The organism is Streptosporangium nondiastaticum (genome assembly GCF_003011965.1).
In the GTDB taxonomy this organism is placed as follows: domain Bacteria; phylum Actinomycetota; class Actinomycetes; order Streptomycetales; family Streptomycetaceae; genus Streptomyces; species Streptomyces nondiastaticus.
The window spans coordinates 18391-38089 of the sequence record NZ_PXWG01000001.1 but is presented as its reverse complement, the minus strand read 5'-3'; the positions used below and the strand labels follow the sequence as shown (position 1 = coordinate 38089).

The window sequence follows — 19699 nt, the reverse complement described above, 5'->3', positions numbered from 1 at the left end:
GAAGGCGCCGGCGGACAAGCCGTGGGCGGAGTTCCGAAACGGGCCCGCCCGGGCAGGACTATCGCGGTGCGTCAGCCTGCCGCAGATGGCGACTCACATCACCGACCAGGTTGATGCGGACCCGTCGCTCCGCGAAGCGCCACTGCCCATCACGGCGCTCGAAGCGGTCACGGTACCTGCCTGCGGCGACGGGTTGCAGCGGCAGTTCGGGCAGCGCCTGAAACACGGTGACGTACGAACGAGCAACCGCCACGCCGGCCTGTTCGTCGACCTCGATGGCGACATTGGTGGTGACATGCTGGGTTCGCGGCGTGCCGTCGGCGTAGACGAGCAAGGAGTCCCGGAACATCTTCTCGATCGCGTCGCTCCCCCGCACCGGCCCACCACTGCCAATGAAGACGGCGTCGGCGAGAAGGTTGCCGAGTCCTGCGAAATCGCCGTCGTCCACGAGCTCGGCGTAACGTGCGATCAGGTTCTCGACGGCCCGGTAGCTCGGTGTCGGATCGGCGAGCGTACGGGTGGACGGGGTGGATGCGGACATGCTCTCCTCCAAGTGGGGCCGAAACCACCACGACAGCACACCGGCAGGTCGGCGGTCACGCCGGTGCTCACGCGGACGGCCGCCCGGCCTCTTCGATGGCTGAGCGCAGCAGTGCCGCCATCGACCGGCCGGCTGCGCACAGCGGCTCGCGGTCGCGGGCGGCCCGGGCGAGCACGAAGGCCCCTTCCAGGATCATGATCAGCGATTGGGCGAGCGACCGCGCCGTGCCGGGGTCGGGGACCCAGCGGGCGAACCACTGTTCACCGGCGGCGATCCACTCGGTGAAGACGTCCGCGGTGGCGATGCGGAGGGTTTCATTGGTGCTGGCGACCTCCAATGCCACCGTTGCGATCGGGCACGCGTCGGCATAGCCGGTCGCCTCAAGGTCGTCGGCGGCTGTCGCGAAGGCGTGCGTGACGGACTCGACCGGGTCCGCAACGCTGTCCAGCAGTGCCAGCACCATGCAGCTGTACGCGGCTCCGGCGGTGCGGACCGTCTCCTCGGTCAGCTGCTGCTTGCCGCCGGGGAAGAAGTGGTAGATGGACCCGAAGGGTGCGTCTGCTTCCGCCGCGATCTGCTTCAGGCCTGTGCCGGCGTAGCCGTTGCGACGGAAGAGCACCGTCGCGGCGTCCTGGATTCTGGTCCGGGTGTCCGGCCGGTCCTGTCCCTGCCCGTGCCCCATCGCCGTCACTCCTCTGCGCCGAGGTCTTGGCGTGCCCGCTCGTCTCCTCTACATTCTAGTAGAACGATCTATCAAGGGGGTGCGATGCCGGAAATCCAGCTGTCGTACGGACCGATCGACTATCAGGACACCGGCGGGGAAGGGCCCGTGCTGGTGTTCGGCCACGGTGTGCCGATGGACGGGAGGCAGTGGCGCAAGGTGGTACCCCTGCTGGACGGGTATCGCTGCATCCTGCCCACACTGCCGATGGGAGGACACCACCGGCCGATGCGCCCGGACGCCGACCTCTCCCACCGAGGCGTTGCGCGCCTGCTGGGTGAGTTCATCGAACGCCTGGACCTGGACGACGTGACTCTCGTCCTCAACGACTGGGGAGGCGGCCAGTTCCTCGTCCTGGAGCCGCAGGGCCGAAGGATCGCGCGGCTGGTACTGGTGGCCTGCGAGGCGTTCGACAACTTTCCCCCGGGAGCGGCCAAGGCCCTGGCTGTCGTGTGCAAGGTTCCCGGCGGCGTCCGGCTCCTGACACGGCTGATGCGCATCCCCGCCGTACGGGCCAACCGCCGCGGCTACGGCGGGATGAGCCTGCGCGGCGTACCGGACGACATCATGCAGGACTGGTTCGCTCCCGCGAGTCGCAGCAAGGCCATTCGCCGGGACTTCGCCAAGTTCGCCACCTCGGCGCCCGGCCGTGAGACATTGCTGGCCTGGAGCGAGCAACTGCGCGGCTTCGACCGTCCTGTCCTGGTCGTCTGGGCCACCGAAGACCTGTTGATGCCACGTGCGCACGGCCCCCGGCTGGCACAGCTGTACCCGAAGGGCCGGCTGATCGAGATCACCGGCTCGTCCACCCTCGTCCCCGAGGACCAGCCCGAACGGCTCGCAGCAGCCCTGACCGACTTCCTGACGCAGACCGGAGCGGAGCCGGTCCGACGCGCAGGCTGAGGCAGGAACGGCAAACGAAACCGGCCTTGAGCAGGCCTCCCCGGATGCTCGCGAGGTCGGCCGGTAGCCGTTTACTCGGCCGCCGGAGGGGAGGTTGGTAGGCCGCACCCAGCTGTACGGCTCTCGGCAGCCGGGCTGTGTAGGCCGCCAGGGTCAGCAAGGGCAGGTGCCAGGAGATCGTTGCGGCCATGGACGGCCAGGTCCAGCCCTATACGAGCCAGGCTGCCGGGACCGTCACCACGCCCCGGGCCCCAGGCCCCAGCGTTGCGCGGACGGCCGCTCCCCACCGGGCAGTGGATGCGCTCCGCGCCGCATCGTCGGCGGCCCACTGGCGCTCGTGTTCGGCGTAGGCGGCCATGTGCGTGCGGGCTTCTTCCGCCCGGGCCTCCAGGCCGGCCCGCCGCTCCGCATCGCGCGCCGCCGTCGGCCCACTCCCGGGCCTGGTCCGGAAGGTGGACCGCCCCCGCCACCTGCCGCCAGGTCTCCCGGGCGTCGTCCCAGGCCTCCTGCGTCTTGCGCAGGAGGCGCAGCTCGGTGAAGACGGCCAGGGCATCGAGCAACCCTCCCGGGTAAAGCAAGGGCAAGGTCAATGGCATGGCATGGCAGCCGGGGCGCGGCTCGGGGGAGAGACAGCTCACCGGCGCCAGTCAGCGCACAATGCGTCCCAGTCTCGGGTGAGCGCGGCAAGGCGGGCCTGCTGCCACGGTGCGGTGGGCAGTTCTTGGTGGGTGCGCAGTTCCCGTGTCAGGAGCATGGCCCGGTTCACGGTGAACGCGGCCTGGTCGGCGGGGTCGCCGGCTGCGACGCGTTCCTCGATCAGGGTCCGGGCCACGGGCGTGGCGCGGAGCAGGACCCAGAGCAGGGCCCAGTCCAGGTGGCGGAGGTAGTAGCCGGCGAACTCCCAGTCCAGGAGCCCGACGCGGTGGCGGTCGAGGAGGATGTTGCCGGGCAGCGGGTCGCCGTGGGCGAAGTACCGGGCAGATCCTGCTTCCTGCAGGAGACGGGTCAGGGCCCGGTGGTCGGACTCCTGCACCAGGCCGTAGCCGAGGTAGCGGTCCAGCCGGTGCTCGTAGTCCCAGGCGTGGGCGAATGCTCCCGGCGCGGGGGCCCAGTGCGCGAGGGCGCCCAGGGCGTCGACAGCCGGGCACACGTCCTGGCGGGCGAGCGGAGCGGGCGGGTAGCGGTCCGGGCCGAGACGTCGGCCGGGCAGGTGCTCCAGCAGCAGCACTCCTTGCTCGGCGTCGGCGGCGATCAGATGCGGTACGCGCACCGGCGGCGCGCTGCGGGCGAAGGCTCGATAGACGGCGATCTCGCGGGTGAACTTCTCCCGCCAGAACGTCTCCCGGCTGGTGAGGACTTTCGCAACCGCCGCCTCAGCGCAGCAGGTTCCGGCGATCAAGATGCTCTTGTCGGTGGCGTGCATCAGCTCTACGGGAACGAAGTCGGGGCGTAGGAGGCGGGTCTGTGTCACGGCTTCAGTCCATATGGACGAGGTGAGGGAGTTCGTCATGGGCAGGGATCCTTCTCGGCGAGGCCCGGGAGAACGGGGCAGGCAGTTGGTCAGGTACAGCCTGAGGTGAGGCGACCCCGACCGCTTAATGGATTACCGCCGGCTTAATGGTTTGCCGCCGGCCAGTCCGGCCGGATAGGAAGCTCGCATGCTGAGAGGCGACAAGGTGGGGCTCAGGGCCCGGCACGAGGAAGACATCCCGTTTCATCGTGCGCGGCCTGCAGCGGCTGCAGATCGAGACGCTGGCGGACAACGCCGCGATGCTGCGCTCCGCCGAGCGCAACGGCTTCGTCCGCGAGGGCCTGCTGCGCTCCTCGGCCTGGGTGATGGGCGAGTTCCTGGACGAGGTGCTGCTCGGGCTCCTCGCCCAGGACTGGAAGCAGGAATCGAAACAGGTCAAGAAGCAGGTCAAGAAGCAGGTCGCGGAGGTCTAGGCTGCCGTCCGGTCGTCAAGGGCGGGCAGGTTGCCCGGGCGTCTGTTGAGCAATCTGAGTAGGAGAGCGGATTGGCAGCCGCGGGCCGCCTCGCCGAGGGTGGGTGCCATGACCGACAACACCGGCACCGCACCCGACCGACCGGGCAGAGGAGCCCAGATCTTGTACATGCTCGTCATGACGGCGCTCTTGCTGACACCTTGCTTGTGGGTCTGGTCGAGGACTCTCCACGCGGTCCAGCAGTCGTCGACATCGGACTGGCACCTCAACCATGACAACAACGTGCAGTTCGAGGTGGTGTCCCTCCTCGTTTTCGGTGTCCCCCTGGCGGGGGCGTCGCTGGGAGGGATCGTTGCGAGCGCTCGTGGAAAACATGCCGGGGCAGGCGCCGCGACCGGGGCGTGCCTGGCGACGCTCGGCCTGGTGATCTGCGGCGTGGTGGGATTCTTCTGGATGCTCAGCCACGCGACGTGGGAGTTCTAGGCACTGTCCGATGGGTCGCGTGACCAGGCCTGCATCCATATCGTTCCGGCCGTGTGGGGCGGGGCGATCTGTTGGATCAGGAATGGGCTCGGCTGGAGCCGCACTTGCCGAAGAACGTGGGACGCGGGGTGGTCGTTGGAAGAGTCATCGCAGGGTGACTAATGGCATTCTCTTCCGGCAGCGGACCGGTGTCCCATGGCGTGATCTGCCGGCACGGTTCGGGAAGTGGAAGACCGTGCACGACAGGCATCGCAGGTGGTCGGCGGACGGCAGGTGGGAGAGAATCCTGCGGGCCGTCCAGGCCGTTGCTGATGCGGAAGGCCGGATCGGCTGGAGCATGGTCAGCGTGGACTCGACCGCGTGCCGTGCTCATCAGCATGCCACGGGCGCCCACACCAACGCACCGCGTATCCCTGGACGACGCGGCCGGCCTGTTCAACATCGTTCGGATGAGGCCCTAGGCCGCTCCCATCAAGGGCTGACCTGCAAGATCCATCTGGCTGGTGAGGGCGGCCGACGTCCGCTCGCGTTCGTCATCACACCAGGCCAGTGGGGTGATGCCCGCAACTGATCCCAGTCCTCGAACGCATCCGCGTCCCACGGCCCGGCGGCGGTCATCCGCGCACACGCCCCGATCACTTGGGCGGCGACAAAGCGTACTCGTCCCGCCAGAACCGCCGTACCTACGGCGTCGGCAGATCAAGCACACCATCCCCGAACGCAAGGACCAGCGGGCCAACCGCCAGCGCCGCGGCAGCGCGGGCGGCCGACCCGTCGGCTTCGACAAGACGATCTGCAAACGCCGCAACGAAGTCGAGCGAACGATCAACGCCCTCAAGGACTTCCGCGCTGTAGCCACCCGATTCGGCAAAAGGGCGTACATCTTCCACAGCACCGTGACCGTCGCTGCCATTCGCCTCTGGCTTCGCTCGTGACCCGCCGGACAGTCCTTAGTGCTGCAGCCGGTTGTTCCACGGTGAGTGAGCTCGTGCGTTTCGGGTACGGCAGGTGGCCGCCCACCACCAGTCGGTCGGCGACATCGTCGAGTACTGCGACCACCCTTCGCGATCGGCGTCCAGTGGCACTCGGAGGCCCGCGACGACCCGCGCCCCGTAGAGGCGCAGGTGCGGAGGGCTTATACAGCACGCGACGGGATGCCGCCCAATAAGCCCGGAATTACGATATGACAAGTCTGGTTCTTGCCACACTGTGCGGGTGTGGACGACATCACTTCCGCCGTTCATCGGCGTCATGCTCGGGACCGTCGCATCGCTCGTGGGCCAGCTCCTGCAAGGCCGCGCATCGGAGCGGGCGGAGGCGCGCCGCAACGAACGCGAACGCGTCGAGGCACGCCGCAACGAACACCTCACCCACATCGTTGCCTTCCTGTGCGCTCTGCAGGAAGCCGAACGGGGCGCCGTGGACCGCTACCACCACAATGAGACCGATGCAGAGTGGCAGATGCGGGCCAGGCGGGCCCTCGACAGGGTGTGGGTGACCCAGAAGACGATCCACTTGGTGTGCGCGTCCAAGGTCAACAACGCGGCGCGAGAAGCCGCGTTCGCTGTACAGGATGTGATCCGCAAGGGCCCGGGTGACCCTGGAGAACCGCAGGACGAGAGGGTCTGGCAGGCCATCAGCCCGAGCCGACGGGCGTACCTCGATGTCGCGGCCGAGTACTTGAGCGAGGAGGAAGGGCACGGGGCGCCGGCCGCGACGACGTCTCCGGAGCTCCGCCCGGACGAGGCCGGGTTATAGAGGCCGTTGACCACCTGACGGGCGGGGGCGTTCCACAGCTGGACTCGCCGGGATGTCAGGAACGACCCCAGGCGCCGGTGTGCCCTTCACCTACTTCCTCGCCGACGAGGCGTACGGGCAGTGCCGCACGCTGCGGGCCTGGCTGGAAGAACGACGTGTGCTGCGTGCTAGCCGTGCCGAAGGGCGAGGTCCTGCCACTGCCGGCCACCCGACCCGCCGGACACGCCCTAGGGCGGACCGGCTCTGCGAGGGACTGGCGATAGCGGGGCGCGCGTTGATTGCACGAATGATGGCACGAGGATTGCACGAGCTCACCGGTGGGCGGCCCTCAGAGGGGCTTGAGCCGGGTGCGCAGGAGGCAGAATTCGTTGCCTTCCGGGTCGGCCAGGACGTGCCAGCTCTCAGCGCCGGTCTGACCGACGTCGACAGGCTCGGCGCCGAGAGCGAGCAGCCGCTCCAGCTCGGCGTCCTGGTCGCGGTCGGTTGCGTTGACGTCGATGTGCAGCCGGAGCTTGCCGGTCCGCGGGGTGCTGCTGGGGCTGAGGACGAGGGTGGGCTGCGGGCCGCCGAAGCCGGCGTCGGGCGGCCCGATCGCGATGCTTCCGTCGTCCTCGCGCTCGAGCTCGACGTAGCCGAGGACCTCGCTCCAGAAAGCGGCGAGCCCTTCGGGGTCGGCGCAGTCGATGACCAACTCGCTGATGCGGCATGCCATGCCCGTCAGTGTACGGAGACAGCCCGAGCACGACCGAACCGGACAGCAGGACTTCAGCCCTTCGCCCGCTCCCCCGCACTGCGTTCCACGCAGAACTCGTTGCCCTCGGGGTCGTGCAGCGTTACCCACCCCGTTCCGTCGGGCCGTCGGTGGTTGCCCTGAAGCGTGGCCCCGAGCGCGAGCAGCCGCTCGACCTCCTCGTCCCGGGTGCGGTCCTGGGGCTGGAGATCCAGATGCACACGGTTCTTCACCGTCTTGGGGTCATCGACTCTGATGAACAGCAAGGTGGCTGCCGCGGAGGTGACCAGGGCTTGCGGATCTCCTGGAAAGTCGTCATCAGCGAGAGAGCCGTCCAGGACCTGGGCCCGGTGCCCAGCGTGCCGGTCCACGAGCGGTGGATGTGACCGGCCGAGGGAACACAGTCATCCCGCGGGAGTGACGGCAGTCTTCTTGCGGGCGCGGTACGCCGCGGCCTTGATCTTGTTGCCGCAGGACTCCATGCCGCACCACTGGCGTCGCATGCCGCGCGAGCGGTCGATGTAGACGCGCGTGCACTCGGGGTTGTCGCACTCCTTGAGCAGGAGTACGTCCGGGCCGCTCAGCAATTCCACTGCATGCCGGGCGACGGTGGACAGCGCTTCTCGCTGTGTCGCCGCCGTCCAGCGGCCGGCGTGGGTCAGCTGCGGTGCCGCGGGTGCTCTGCGGGCCGCTTCGTTGACCACGGCCAGCGCCTCGTCGTCGAAGTCCGTGCCGAGGCGCCGGGCCGTGATCAGCTGGTAGACGGCCTCCCGTACGGCCGTCGCCCGTCCCACGTCGACCTGCCGGGCGGGCGAGACGGAGTCGACGATGCCGGACTCCACGTACCACGCGTCCAGGCGGTCCGGCGTCGCGAACATCTCGAATCGCACCGTGCGGCGCGCCCGGAGCGTGCCCGCGAAGTCCAGGGCCGGATTGCCGCACACAAAGGCATGATCTATGTTCACGTCACCATCTTGAAGGGTGACGATGGCGCTCGCAAGGATCGTCAGCCGTTACAGAGGGCCCCGTTCTTCCGTGGCGTTCAGCCGGATCCCGCGGCCCGGCCGGCGCTGCCGCAGACGGCGGTCGCCGCACGCGGCCCGGTGCGGCCAGATGGGCCGTGCCCCCTGCCGAACGGCATCGAGCACGATCACAGCACGCCGGTCGGCGTCCTTCAGGATGTCCGGCAGAGGAGGGCGCGCGTCAGAGCGCCAGGTCCCATGCCAGGCAGGAGAGGAGGCTCCTCGCCCCTTCGGGGTCGTAGGCGTCCCGCGCCGGGTCCCTCGGTGAGGCCTCCTTCGTCTCGGTCATGTCCTCGTAGGCGATTCGCTCGGGCAACGCGCCGAACCGTGCGCGGCGCATCGCCGAGCCGCTGTCCCGGGTGTTGTGGTCTTTCATCATCAGCCTCCCGCTGCCTCGGTGCCCTTGCGCGCGGCACGACAACAATCGGATATGGACACGCCTGCGAATGGGGCTTGATGCCCCATCAGAGACGATCAGCATCGATGACGGCTCGGGCGAACGCTTCGGGCGCCTCCTGCGGCACGTTGTGGCCGATGCCCTTCAGGGTGCGGCGATCGTACGGGCCCGTGAATCTGTCCCGGTACGCGGTCCCGTCGCCCGGTACCGTGAAGGGGTCCCGCTCGGCGTCGAGCGTCACCGTCGGTACGGTGATGACCGGCCGGGTGGCGAGCCGCTTCTCGTACGGCTCGTAGCGCCGTTCGCCCTCGGCGAGGCTCAGCCGCCAGCGGTAGTTGTGGATCACGATGGCGGCGTAGTCCGGGTTCTCGAAGGCGGCGGCCGTGCGCTCGAAGGTGGCGTCGTCGAAGTCCCACGTCGGGGAGACGGTGTCCCAGACCAGCCGTGTCAGGTCGTGCCGCTTGTCCTTGTCCTCCATGGCGAGCCGGCCCCGCTCCGTGGAGAAGTAGTACTGGTACCACCAGGCGTGCTCCGTCGCCGGCGCCAGCGGCAGGAGGTTCGTCTCCAGGTTGACGACGAGGTATCCGCCCACCGACACCAGGGCCTTGCAGCGCTCCGGCCGGAGCGCCGCGATGATGTCGGCGCACCGCGCTCCCCAGTCGAATCCGGCGAGCACCGCCTTCTCCAGACCCAGTGCGTCCATCAGGGCGATGATGTCGAGGGCGAGGGCCGACTGCTGCCCGTTCCTGACGGTCCGGGGCGAGACGAAGCGCGTCGTGCCGTGGCCGCGCAGATAGGGAACGATCACTCGGTATCCCTCCGCTGCCAGCATGGGCGCGACATCGACATAGCTGTGGATGTCGTACGGCCAGCCGTGCAGGCAGATGACCGGCGCCCCGCGGGCCGGCCCCACCTCGGCGTAGCCGATCTCCAGCAGGCCGGCTCTGACCTTCTTGAGCGGGGGAAACGCGGTGCGCCCGCCGGGTCCGGCCGGGGGCACGGCGGCCGGACCGACTGCCGGGGGCGCGGCGGCCGGACCGGTCTGCTGCCCCGTCAGAGCCGAGGCATGTGCCGGTCCCGACAGTTCCGTCAGCGTTGCGGCGACCGTGCCACCGGCGCCCAAGCCGAGAGCCTTGCCGAACGTACGCCTGTTGATCATGTGGAGCCCTCCGTGCGTCTCGAAGTGCCGGCCTGCGACCGATGCGCGCCTCGCAGGAGATCCCACGCACACGGGGGTACCGACGGCCTCCGTGGGCGTGCCAGACGACTGTGGCACAGCATGCATCACCGGTCAAACAGGTGACGCACGCCAAGTCATCGCACTCCAGGGACGCTTGGCGCTCAACCGCTCGGCACCTCGCGTTCATAGCCCGCCGCGCTGCCGGCCGAGCCGACTTCCAACACACCTGCAAAGCCATGTGGTCGCACAACCCCTACAGTCGCACGCCCTGGCCGGGCACTCTGCCGAGATCGGACCGGTCTCAGTCTTGGCAGCAGTCAGCGTGGCGAGGTGGCCGCCGTCCCGGTTCGGCGCGCTGAGCCGCGCATGGCCGTGAGCTGCTAGGTTGCGCCCAGGCGAACGCGTGTACGGAGGTAGTGCTGTGATCGGGCTGGGAGCAATAGCGGGGATTGCGGTGGTGGAGCTCGGCATGGTGCTGATACCGGGGCCGAACATGATCTACCTGGTCTCCCGCTCGATCGCCCAGGGCCGCCGGGCAGGGCTGATCTCGCTGGCCGGGGTCGCCCTCGGCTTCCTGATCTACCTCCTCGCGGTGTCCGCCGGAATCGCCACCGTCTTCGCGCTGGTGCCGGAGATCTACCTGACGATCAAGCTGGCCGGAGCGGGCTACCTGCTCTGGCTGGCCTGGAAGGCTGTCCGGCCGGGCGGCCGATCCGCTTTCGAGGCACAGGAGTTGGCGCCCGACGGGTCCCGCAAGCTCTTCCTGATGGGCTTCGTCACCTGCCTGCTCAATCCCAAGGTGGCCATCCTCTACGTCTCACTGCTGCCGCAGTTCGTCGACCCGGAGCGCGGCCACGTCGGCCTGCAGGGGCTGCTGTTGGGGGTGACCCTGATCGCGGTGGGTGTCGCGGGCAACGCGTTCTTCGTCGTAACGGCCGGCTCCGCCGCCGGGTTCTTCGCCCGGCACCCGCTCTGGCAGCGCCTGCACCGCTATGCGATGGGTACCGCGCTGGCCGGCTTCGCCGTCAAGATCGCCACCGAACGATCGGGCGCGGCGGTCGCCCTGCGCTGACATCTGGGCGCTGCGCCGGGCCGCCGAACTCGCCGCTCACCCCGACGCGCTGGAGAGTGACCTGAACGGCAAGTGCCTCGATGTCGCCGACGGCAACGGCGCCAACGGCGCCGCCCTGAACATGTGGGACTGCAACGGCGGCCAGACCTGGGCCTGGAACGGCAAGCAGCTGATCCACGGCAACAAGTGCCTGGACATCTCCGGCGCGAACCAGTGGAACGGTGCGGCCGTCCAGATGTGGGACAGCAACGGCAGTGCGCAGCAGCAGTGGCACGTCGGCTGAGGACACGACACGCTGAGCAGCGGACGACGGGTCACCCCCACCACCCGCCGCGACCTCCCGACGGCAGGACGCGTTGCACCACATTCGAAGGAAGATCACCCACACCCCCTTCACATCGAAGACGCCAGCCCGCAGCAGCGCCTTCGAATTCCGTACGACGCGCGGCGGCAGCCCGTACGCCACCCCGTACCCGTGGAGAAGACGTCACTCGGCGCCCCGTGATGATGGTGCGCGAAGACGGTGGCGGCGGCACAGGACCCGCGGAGCCCCACCGGAAGCGGTTCCCCGAGGTGACGGTCGACGAGCAGGTCCGCCCTCGGTCGATGGCCGCCGGGCGGTCGCTGAGATGCACGCCCTCTGCCCCTGCCGTCTACTGGGAAGAGCAGGTCCGCCGACAGTCAGGGGAGCCTTTCGATGCCCACGACGGAGCTGGACACCCTCGCGGTGAACACCATCCGGGGGCTGTGCATGGACGCCGTCCAGCAGGCGGAGTCCGGGCACCCGGGCACCCCGATGGGCATCGCCCCGGTCGCGTACACGCTGTGGCAGAAGTTCCTGCGGTTCGATCCGCAGGATCCGATCTGGCCGAACCGCGACCGGTTCGTGCTCTCCGAGGGACACGCCTCCACCCTGCTGTGGTCCCTGCTGCACCTCACGGGGGTCCGCGCGGTCGACCCCGACTACGAGGTGCTCGGCCGGCAGTCGGTCACCCTCGACGACCTCAAGACCTTCCGGCAGCTCGACTCCCGCTGCCCCGGGCACCCCGAGTACCGGTGGACCAGTGGAGTGGAGACCACGACCGGGCCCCTCGGGCAGGGCGTGGCCACGTCCGTCGGCATGGCCATGGCCGGCCGGTGGCTGGCCGCGCGCTACAACCGGGACGACTTCCGGGTCTTCGACTTCGACGTGTACGCGCTCGCCGGGGACGGCTGCATGATGGAGGGGATCGCCTCCGAGGCCGCCTCGCTCGCCGGGCACCAGCAGTTGTCCAACCTGTGCTGGATCTACGACTCCAACCGGATCACCATCGAGGGGCACACCGACATCACCTTCACCGAGGACGTCGCGGCCCGCTTCCTCGCCTACGGCTGGAACGTGACGACCGTCGCGGACGCCAACGACCTGGACGCCGTCGCCCGCGCCTTCCACACCTTCAAGGCCGAGACCGAGCGGCCCACGCTGATCGTGGTGCACAGCCACATCGGCTACGGCTCTCCCGTCGAGGACTCGCCGAAGGCCCACGGCTCCCCGCTCGGCGAGGACGGCGTCCGCACGGCCAAGCGGTTCTTCGGACTGCCGGAGGACGAGCAGTTCTACGTCCCCGCCGGGGTGCGGGACTGGTTCGAGCAGGGCATCGGCGCCCGGGGCGCGGGGCTGCGCACCGCCTGGGAGAACTTCTTCACCTCGTACCGCGCCTCGTACCCGGAGCTCGCGGACGAGATCGAGCGCATCCAGCGCCGTAAGCTCCCCGACGGCTGGGAAGCGGCGCTGCCCGATTTCCCCGCCGACCCGAAGGGCCTGGCGACGCGCGACTCGTCGGGCAAGGTGCTCAACTCCCTCGCCCAGCGACTGCCGTGGCTGATGGGCGGCTCGGCCGACCTCGCGCCGTCGACGAAGACGCTGCTGGAGTTCGAGGGCGCCGAGAGCTTCCAGCCCGGCAGCCCGGACGGCCGCAACCTCCACCTGGGCGTGCGGGAGCACGCCTCGGCGGCCGTTTCCAACGGCATGGCGCTGGTCAAGGTGCGGCCCTACTGGTCGGGGTTCCTGATCTTCTCCGACTACGCCAAGGCGGCCATCCGGCTCTCCGCGCTGATGGAGATCCCCGTGGTCCACATCTTCACCCACGACTCCATCGGCGTCGGCGAGGACGGCCCCACCCACCAGCCCGTCGAACAGCTCGCCGGGCTGCGGGCGATGCCCGGGCTGCTGGTGTTCCGGCCGGCGGACGCGGGTGAGGTCGTGGAGACCTGGCGGGTGGTCGCCGGGCTGCGTCACGAGCCCGCCGCCCTCGTGCTGTCCCGCCAGAACCTGCCCACCCTCGACCGCTCCCGGTTCGCGGCGGCCGCGGGCGTGGCCCGCGGCGCGTACGTCCTGGCCGACGCTCCCTCGGGCGAACCGGACGTGATCCTGCTGGCCACCGGCTCCGAGGTCCACCTGGCCCTCTCCGCCCGCGAAGAGCTCGCCGTGGACGGCATCGGGGCCCGCGTGGTCAGCATGCCCTGCTGGGAACTCTTCGACCGCCAGCCGCAGGAGTACCGCGACGAGGTCCTGCCGCCCGCGGTCACAGCACGCGTGGGCATCGAGCAGGCGTCCACCTTCGGCTGGGACCGCTACGTGGGCAGCGGCGGGGCCGTCGTCGGCATGCACACCTACGGCGCCTCCGCCCCGCTCAAGCAGCTGCTGCACCACTTCGGCTTCACCCCCGAGCGCGTCGCCCAGCGGGCACGGGAACTCGTGGGGGCGCGGCAGCGGGAGGCCGGGGCATGAGGGCGACCGGGCCGTCGAGTCCATCGAACCTGTCGAGCCCGTCAAGCCCGTCAAGCCCGTCGAGCCCGTCGAGCCCGTCGAGCCCGTCAAGCCCGTCAAGCCCGTCGCACGGTCGGCCGCGGTCAGGTGACGCGGTCGCGATCCGATGGCGTTGACGTTGTCGCGTTCCGCGCGCAGTGGCCACCAGGCCGGCCGGGGCCCGGACCGCTCGTCCGCCGGCGCCCCCGTCCGCCACCACCACCCCCTGAAGGACGGAGACCGGCCATGACCACCGACACCCCGTGCCAGATCGGCATGATCGGCCTCGGCCGGATGGGCGCCAACCTCGTGCGGCGCCTCATGCGCGACGGCCACCGCTGCGTCGTCAACGACCTCGACCACGACGCCGTCCGGGCCCTGGAGAAGGAAGGCGCGACCGCCGCCCTCTCCCTGGAGGAATGCGTCGGAAAACTGGATCCTCCCCGCAGCGTCTGGCTGATGCTCCCCGCCGGCGCGGTCCAGCCGGTGCTCGACCACCTGACCACGCTGCTGAGCGCCGACGACACCGTCGTCGACGGCGGCAACTCCTCCTACCTCGACGACATCACCCGCGCCCGCCGGCTCGCCGCGCACGACATCCATTACGTCGACTGCGGCACCTCGGGCGGCGTCCGGGGCCTCGACCGCGGCTACTGCCTGATGATCGGCGGCGACGAGAAGGCCGTACGCCGCCTCGATCCCGTCTTCCGTTCCATCGCCCCCGGCACGGGCGACGCCGAGCCGACCCCTAGCCGGACCCGCACCGGCGGCACCGCCCCCGAGGGCTATCTGCACTGCGGCCCCAGCGGCGCCGGGCACTTCGTGAAGATGGTCCACAACGGCGTCGAGTACGGGATGATGGCCGCCATCGCCGAAGGGCTGAGCATCATCAAGCACGCCGACGCCGGCCTGCACGAGCGCGCGGTGGATGCCGAGACCGCCCCGCTGCGCGATCCCGGCGCCTACCCGTACGACATCGACGTCGGTGAGGTCGCCGAGGTCTGGCGACGCGGCTCGGTCATCAGCTCCTGGCTGATCGACCTGGCCGCCGACGCGTTCGCCCGCCCCCCCGGGCTCGACGACTTCGCCGGCCGCGTCTCCGACTCCGGCGAGGGCCGCTGGACCGTGCATGCCGCGATCGACGAGAGCGTCCCCGCCCCCGTCATCAGCGCCGCCCTCAACCAGCGCTACGAGTCCCGGGACCTCGGCACGTTCACCGCCAAGGTGCTTTCTGCCATGCGCAGCGAATTCGGCGGCCACGCCGAGAAGAAGGAGTGACCGTGACCGACTCCCGCACCGCAGGCAAGCACGGCCCGCGCCCCGACGACCACGTCGTCGTCCTCTTCGGCGCCACCGGCGACCTGGCCAAGCGCAAACTCCTGCCCGGCCTCTTCCATCTGGCGCGCGCGGGACTGCTGCCTGACCGCTACCGCATCGTCGGCTCCGCGCCGGCCGACGCCGCGCTCGGCACCGACGGCTTCCGCGAGCACGCCCGGGAGGCCGTCGCCGCGTTCGGCAGGTCCAAGCCGGAAGGCCCGGCCTGGCAGGAGTTCGAGGCGACCCTCTCCTTCGGCGCCGCCGACCCCGGGGCCTACGACCCCCTGCTGACCGCCGTGCGCGACGCCGAACACGCCATCGGCGGCAACCCGCGGCGGCTGTTCCACCTCGCGGTGCCGCCCAAGGCGTTCCCGTCCGTCGTCGGAGAGCTCGGCGCGACCGGGCTGGCGGAGGGCGGCCGGCTGATCGTGGAGAAGCCCTTCGGCACGGACCTCGCCTCGGCCCGCGCCCTCGACGAGACGATCCACGGCGTCTTCGACGAGGACCGGGTCTTCCGCATCGACCACTTCCTCGGCAAGGAGTCCGTCGACAACATCATCGCCCTGCGCTTCGCCAACGGCTTCTTCGAGCCCGTCTGGAACCGCGACCACATCAGCCACGTGCAGATCGACGTGCCGGAGAAGCTCACCATCGAGGGCCGCGCGGGGTTCTTCGAAGGGACCGGCACCTTCCGCGACATGATCGTCACCCACCTCTTCCAGATCCTCGGCTTCGTCGCCATGGAGCCGCCGGCCGCCCTGGACGCCCGTTCCCTGCGGGCCGAGAAGGACAAGGTCTTCCAGAGCATGCGGCCCCTGGACCCGGCGCACGTCGTCCGCGGCCAGTACGCGGCGTACCGCGACGAACCCGGTGTCGACCCGCACTCCGACACCGAGACCTTCGCCGCCCTGCGCGTCGACATCGACAACTGGCGCTGGGCCGGCGTCCCCTTCTACCTGCGCTCCGGCAAAGCCCTGGCCCAGGGACGACACCTGGTGACCCTCGGCTTCCGCGAACCGCCCCTGCGGATGTTCCCCACCGATTCCCGCGACGCCGCCGGCGGCCGGCACAACGCCCTCGTCATCGACTTCGACGACCCCGGCCGCATCACCGCCCGCTTCCTCGCCAAGGAACCCGGCCCCGAGATGCGCCTGGGCGAAGCCCGCATGACCTTCGCGTACACCGACTGCTTCAACACCGCCCACGCCCTGGAGGGCTACGAACGCCTCATCCTCGACGCCATGCTGGGCGACCAGTCCCTCTTCACCAGCGCCGACGGCATCGAGCGGCTGTGGGAGGCGTCCTCACCCCTGCTGCAGAACCCTCCCCCCGTGCAGTCCTACGCCTCCGGCTCGTGGGGGCCGGACAGCATCCATCAACTCATCCACCCCTACGCCTGGTACTTGCCGGACGAGAGCCGGTGAGCGCGGCTCGGGCGCGCTGCCGCGCGTCCGCCACGGCCGCGGCCGCGCGGTTCAGCACGCCGGGCCGGCGTCTCCACCGCCCGAGCCGCTCCGAACTGGCCGTCGCCGCCCGCATCCTCGTCTGCGCGACGGTCGCGTGGTACGCCTGCGTACTCCTGGGCACCAGCGACGACCCGGTCCCGGCGGCCCTGCCCTGCGTCCTGCTCCTGAGCGGCAGCCTCGCCGTCGCGCCCCGGCTCGCGTACCAGCGAGTGGGCGGGGTGGTCCTCGGCGCGGTGCTGAGCGTGGCCGTGCTGAGGGTCATGCCCCACAGCACCTTCGCCTTCCCCCTGGTGGTCGTGCTGGGCATCGCGGGAAGTCTCCTCCTCCGCCACGACGGAGTGCCCGACCGCCAGGTGGTCATCACTTCCATCCTGATCTTCGGCGTGCCGGTGGCCGGCTACCCCGAGGCACGGGTGCTGGAAACCCTGGTGGGCGCGGCCGTGGTCATCCTGCTCGCTCCGCTGCTCCGGCCACCCGACCCCGTACGTCTGCTGGCCGACGGCCTCGACGCCTACCGCAGGGACGTCACGGCCCTGCTGCGCGGCACCGCCGAAGAGACGGCCGCCGGCCGCGTCGAGCCGCCCACGGACCGTGCGCTCGCCCTCGGTGAACGCCCGCACGCGCTGGCCGTCCAGCTCTCCCGAGCCCGCCGGGCCCTCCGACGGCCCGCCGTGCGGCGCCACCGCAGTGCGCGGGATGCCGCACTCGCGGAGCTGGGCGATCGGATCGAACTGGCCCAGCGCACGTCCATCACCCTCCGCTCCTTCGCGGAAGAACTCCAAGCACGCGCGCACCGCCCGGTCGACGTCCCACTCGACCGGGCGGTGCGCGCGCTTGCCCCGCTCATCGACGCCACGCGCCGGGCCCTGGACGCGGCCCTGTCCGGCCACGACGCGTCCACCGCACTGCGGGCGGCGAACCTCGTCGAACGCCGGCACCGGACGGACTACCCGAGCCCTCGCGACGCCTGCCTGCGCAGCGGTCTGCGCCTCACCAACGCGGCTGTCGCAGACTACGATCGCCGACGGCAGCGGGGGGACGACGGCACGTCCGGGGCGCCGGGCCGGCAGACGTGAGATTTCCCCTTTCCCTCGGCTACCGGGGGACGGCCGGGGCGACGATCGGGAAGGTCGTGTCGGGCCGGGTCAGGTAGCCGAACACGGTGTCCGCGTACTCCTGCTTGCCCTCGATGATCTGGACGAGCCCGTCGCGCACGGCGTTGTCGAAGGCGGTGCGGTAGTCGCCATCGGCGCCGTACATCAGGCCGTTGAGGACGTCACGGGTCAGTTTGATCACGGAGAGCCTGAGGGGGGTTCCCGGCCCCCCGGCGTTGGAGAACCCGGCCCCGGCGAAGCGGTCCCTGCCCGGTACGTAGACGAGCACGCCGTTGCGCAGCGTCGTCGTGCAGGTCTCTTCCTCGGCACCTTCGATCACCCACTGCAGGACGATCGGTTCGCCCTGTTCAGCGGCGGCCTTGGGGCCGTCGAGGGCGCGGGCGAGGGTGGAGAAGTACTGCTCCAGGGTCGTGCTGAGGATGAGGTCGCCGGGTTCCTGGTTGTAGGGCTTCTCGACGCCGTGGGCCAGTTCGTGGGCGCCGGTGAGGTAGAAGTTGCGCCAGGTGCCGTTCTCGGATCCGTAGCCGAGCTGGGTCAGGGCCTTGTGCTGGAGCTTCTTGGCCGCTTCGCTGTCGTCGGGGTGGCCGAAGATGACGTGGTTGAGCAGTTCGACGGCCCAGCGGTACTCGCCCTGGTCGTACGCCTGCTGTGCGGTGGTGACGACGGCTTCCACACCGCCCATGGCCGCCACGTACTGCACGCCCGCCTTGGACGGCGGGAGGTTCCACAGGTGGGCCGGGTTGCCGTCGAACCAGCCCATGTAGCGCTGGTAGACGGCCTTGAGGTCGTGGCTGAGGGAGCCGTAGTAGCCGCGCGTGTACCAGTGGCCCGCGAGCGACTCGGGCAGGTCCAGCTCCTCGGCGATCTCGATGCCCGTCTTGCCGGCGTTGATCAGCCGCAGGGTCTGGTCGTTCAGGTAGCCGTAGACGTCGCGCTGGACGCTCAGGAACTCGACGATCTTCTCCTTGCCCCAGCGGGGCCAGTGGTGGGAGGCGAACTCGACGTCGGTGTGCTCGCCGAAGGTCTGGATCGTCTCGGTGAGGTACTTCGACCAGGCGTGGGCGTCACGGACCTGGGCGCCGCGCAGGGTGAGGATGTTGTGCAGGGTGTGGGTCGCGTTCTCCGCGGCGCACAGGGCACGGGCTTGCGGGAAGTAGATGTTCATCTCCGCCGGGGCCTCGGTGCCCGGCGTGAGCTGGATGATCATCCGGATGCCGTCGACGAGCTGCCGGTGGAGTCCGGGCCGCCAGGGGATGACGTCCTTGGCCGACCACTGGTCGCGCGGGACGGGGGCGGTGCCGCTGCCGCCGACGTTCACGTTCGGCGGGACGAGGGTGACCTCGCCGGTGGAGATGGTCAGCCCGAGGCCGGCGCCGACCTGACCGTACGGGCTCTTGTCGAGCTTGGCCGCGTACATGTACTCCGAGCGGCGGGCCATGGCCGGGCCCGCGTAGACGTTCTCGCTGACGGCGTGCTCCAGGAAGCCGTCGGGCGCGATGATCGGTATGTCGGGGTCGACCACGCCGCCCTTGTCGTGGAAGAGGCCGCGGACACCGCCGAAGTGGTCGACGTGGCTGTGGGTGTAGAGGATCCCCACGATCGGCCGCCGGCTGCCGGTGGCGTCCCGGTAGAGCTTCAGCGCCCACTGGGCCGTCTCGTAGCAGGCGAGCGGGTCGATGACCAGGATGCCCGATTCGCCTTCGACGATGGTCATGTTGGACAGGTCGTAGCCGCGGACCTGGTAGATCGCGCCGTGCTCGTAGGCCGTGACCTGGAAGAGGCCGGCCTGGGCGGTGAGCAGTCCCTGGCGCCACAGGCTCGCGTTGACGGAAGGCGGGGCCTCGTCCGTCGAGCCCTCGCTCAGGAAGTCGTAGCTGACGAAGTTCCACACGATCCGGTCACCCTTGTGGCGGGCGGGGATCGCCGGGATCTCGGGGAGTGCGATCAGGCCGCGGCGGGCGTCCTCGAAGTCCTCGGAGTTCGGTGGGATCGTGCTGACGATCCGCCGGTTGGCTTCGGCGACCGAGGGCTCGGCCTCGACCGGCTCCGCCTGGGACGGGAACTCGGGCATACGACAGCCTCCTCAGGCACACGGGATCGCCGCGTGCGTCATGGGATACGCCTGATGTGCCGGAACGTTCGGGACACTATGTGCGGACGCAAAACGCATGCAAGGTGCATGAATCAGCCACTACTGGATTACTCTCGATCGCCCGCGATCTCCATTGCAAATCCGTAACCGCCGTCTCCACGGAGACCGCC

The 19699-nt window shown here is 69.9% G+C and carries 19 protein-coding genes and 1 pseudogene; 11 read left to right on the top strand and 9 right to left on the bottom strand.

Annotation, left to right across the window (positions count from 1 at the left end; translation table 11 throughout):
- Positions 1-58: 58 nt before the first annotated feature.
- Complete coding sequence (locus tag B7P34_RS00200) at positions 59-541, bottom strand: nuclear transport factor 2 family protein (protein WP_106673932.1); 483 nt, start codon at positions 539-541, stop codon at positions 59-61.
- A 67-nt stretch (positions 542-608) separates the two neighbouring features.
- The gene (locus B7P34_RS00195) at positions 609-1223 is read right to left on the bottom strand and encodes a TetR/AcrR family transcriptional regulator (RefSeq protein WP_106673682.1); all 615 of its coding nucleotides are present in this window, start codon (positions 1221-1223) and stop codon (positions 609-611) included.
- Between the two features lie 84 nt (positions 1224-1307).
- Between B7P34_RS00195 and B7P34_RS00190 the strand changes: the two genes are divergently transcribed.
- Positions 1308-2165: an alpha/beta fold hydrolase gene (locus B7P34_RS00190; RefSeq protein WP_106673681.1), complete on the top strand. Its 858-nt coding sequence runs from the start codon at positions 1308-1310 to the stop codon at positions 2163-2165.
- Between the two features lie 634 nt (positions 2166-2799).
- Here B7P34_RS00190 and B7P34_RS00185 read toward each other — a convergent pair.
- A complete protein-coding gene (locus tag B7P34_RS00185) occupies positions 2800-3636 on the bottom strand; it encodes a phosphotransferase (protein WP_189382247.1) in 837 nt (278 codons plus the stop codon).
- Between the two features lie 248 nt (positions 3637-3884).
- Between B7P34_RS00185 and B7P34_RS00180 the strand changes: the two genes are divergently transcribed.
- From B7P34_RS00180 to B7P34_RS00165, 4 genes and pseudogenes are all read left to right on the top strand, one after another.
- Positions 3885-4109: a GNAT family N-acetyltransferase gene (locus B7P34_RS00180; RefSeq protein WP_223267327.1), complete on the top strand. Its 225-nt coding sequence runs from the start codon at positions 3885-3887 to the stop codon at positions 4107-4109.
- 108 nt (positions 4110-4217) lie between these two features.
- The gene (locus B7P34_RS00175; protein ID WP_146166658.1) at positions 4218-4592 is read left to right on the top strand and encodes a hypothetical protein; all 375 of its coding nucleotides are present in this window, start codon (positions 4218-4220) and stop codon (positions 4590-4592) included.
- A 53-nt stretch (positions 4593-4645) separates the two neighbouring features.
- Positions 4646-5527 (top strand): annotated as a pseudogene (locus B7P34_RS00170) (IS5 family transposase).
- A 280-nt stretch (positions 5528-5807) separates the two neighbouring features.
- Positions 5808-6350 carry a hypothetical protein gene (locus B7P34_RS00165; protein ID WP_146166657.1) on the top strand — a complete coding sequence of 181 codons (543 nt, stop codon included), beginning with the start codon at positions 5808-5810 and terminating at the stop codon, positions 6348-6350.
- 328 nt (positions 6351-6678) lie between these two features.
- Here the strand turns inward: B7P34_RS00165 and B7P34_RS00160 are convergent, their stop codons facing one another.
- The 5 genes from B7P34_RS00160 to B7P34_RS00140 form a co-directional block, all read right to left on the bottom strand.
- Positions 6679-7062, bottom strand: coding sequence for a VOC family protein (locus B7P34_RS00160; RefSeq protein ID WP_106673677.1), 384 nt, complete (start codon positions 7060-7062; stop codon positions 6679-6681).
- Positions 7063-7115: 53 nt separating this feature from the next.
- The gene (locus B7P34_RS00155) at positions 7116-7451 is read right to left on the bottom strand and encodes a VOC family protein (RefSeq protein WP_106673676.1); all 336 of its coding nucleotides are present in this window, start codon (positions 7449-7451) and stop codon (positions 7116-7118) included.
- A 33-nt stretch (positions 7452-7484) separates the two neighbouring features.
- Positions 7485-8045, bottom strand: a complete 561-nt coding sequence (locus B7P34_RS00150) for a CGNR zinc finger domain-containing protein (RefSeq protein ID WP_106673675.1) — start codon at positions 8043-8045, stop codon at positions 7485-7487.
- Positions 8046-8283: 238 nt separating this feature from the next.
- Complete coding sequence (locus tag B7P34_RS00145) at positions 8284-8481, bottom strand: hypothetical protein (protein ID WP_223267326.1); 198 nt, start codon at positions 8479-8481, stop codon at positions 8284-8286.
- 85 nt (positions 8482-8566) lie between these two features.
- Complete coding sequence (locus tag B7P34_RS00140) at positions 8567-9658, bottom strand: alpha/beta fold hydrolase (protein WP_106673674.1); 1092 nt, start codon at positions 9656-9658, stop codon at positions 8567-8569.
- Positions 9659-10148: 490 nt separating this feature from the next.
- Between B7P34_RS00140 and B7P34_RS00135 the strand changes: the two genes are divergently transcribed.
- The 6 genes from B7P34_RS00135 (at position 10149) to B7P34_RS00105 (ending at position 17398) form a co-directional block, all read left to right on the top strand.
- Positions 10149-10751: a LysE family translocator gene (locus B7P34_RS00135; RefSeq protein ID WP_223267325.1), complete on the top strand. Its 603-nt coding sequence runs from the start codon at positions 10149-10151 to the stop codon at positions 10749-10751.
- Positions 10672-11034 carry a ricin-type beta-trefoil lectin domain protein gene (locus tag B7P34_RS00130; protein ID WP_106673672.1) on the top strand — a complete coding sequence of 121 codons (363 nt, stop codon included), beginning with the start codon at positions 10672-10674 and terminating at the stop codon, positions 11032-11034. The genes B7P34_RS00135 and B7P34_RS00130 overlap by 80 nt, the downstream gene beginning before the upstream one ends.
- 414 nt (positions 11035-11448) lie before the next feature.
- Positions 11449-13521: a transketolase gene (gene tkt / locus B7P34_RS00125; RefSeq protein ID WP_106673671.1), complete on the top strand. Its 2073-nt coding sequence runs from the start codon at positions 11449-11451 to the stop codon at positions 13519-13521.
- Between the two features lie 264 nt (positions 13522-13785).
- On the top strand, positions 13786-14817 hold the full coding sequence (gnd, locus tag B7P34_RS00115; RefSeq protein ID WP_106673669.1) for a phosphogluconate dehydrogenase (NAD(+)-dependent, decarboxylating): 1032 nt from the start codon (positions 13786-13788) through the stop codon (positions 14815-14817).
- 2 nt (positions 14818-14819) lie between these two features.
- Positions 14820-16280 carry a glucose-6-phosphate dehydrogenase gene (zwf, locus tag B7P34_RS00110; RefSeq protein ID WP_106673668.1) on the top strand — a complete coding sequence of 487 codons (1461 nt, stop codon included), beginning with the start codon at positions 14820-14822 and terminating at the stop codon, positions 16278-16280.
- Positions 16277-17398, top strand: coding sequence for an FUSC family protein (locus B7P34_RS00105; RefSeq protein WP_106673667.1), 1122 nt, complete (start codon positions 16277-16279; stop codon positions 17396-17398). Before zwf ends, B7P34_RS00105 begins: the two co-directional genes overlap by 4 nt.
- 19 nt (positions 17399-17417) lie before the next feature.
- Here B7P34_RS00105 and B7P34_RS00100 read toward each other — a convergent pair whose 3' ends face one another.
- A complete protein-coding gene (locus tag B7P34_RS00100; RefSeq protein WP_106673666.1) occupies positions 17418-19508 on the bottom strand; it encodes an alkyl/aryl-sulfatase in 2091 nt (696 codons plus the stop codon).
- Positions 19509-19699: the final 191 nt, after the last annotated feature.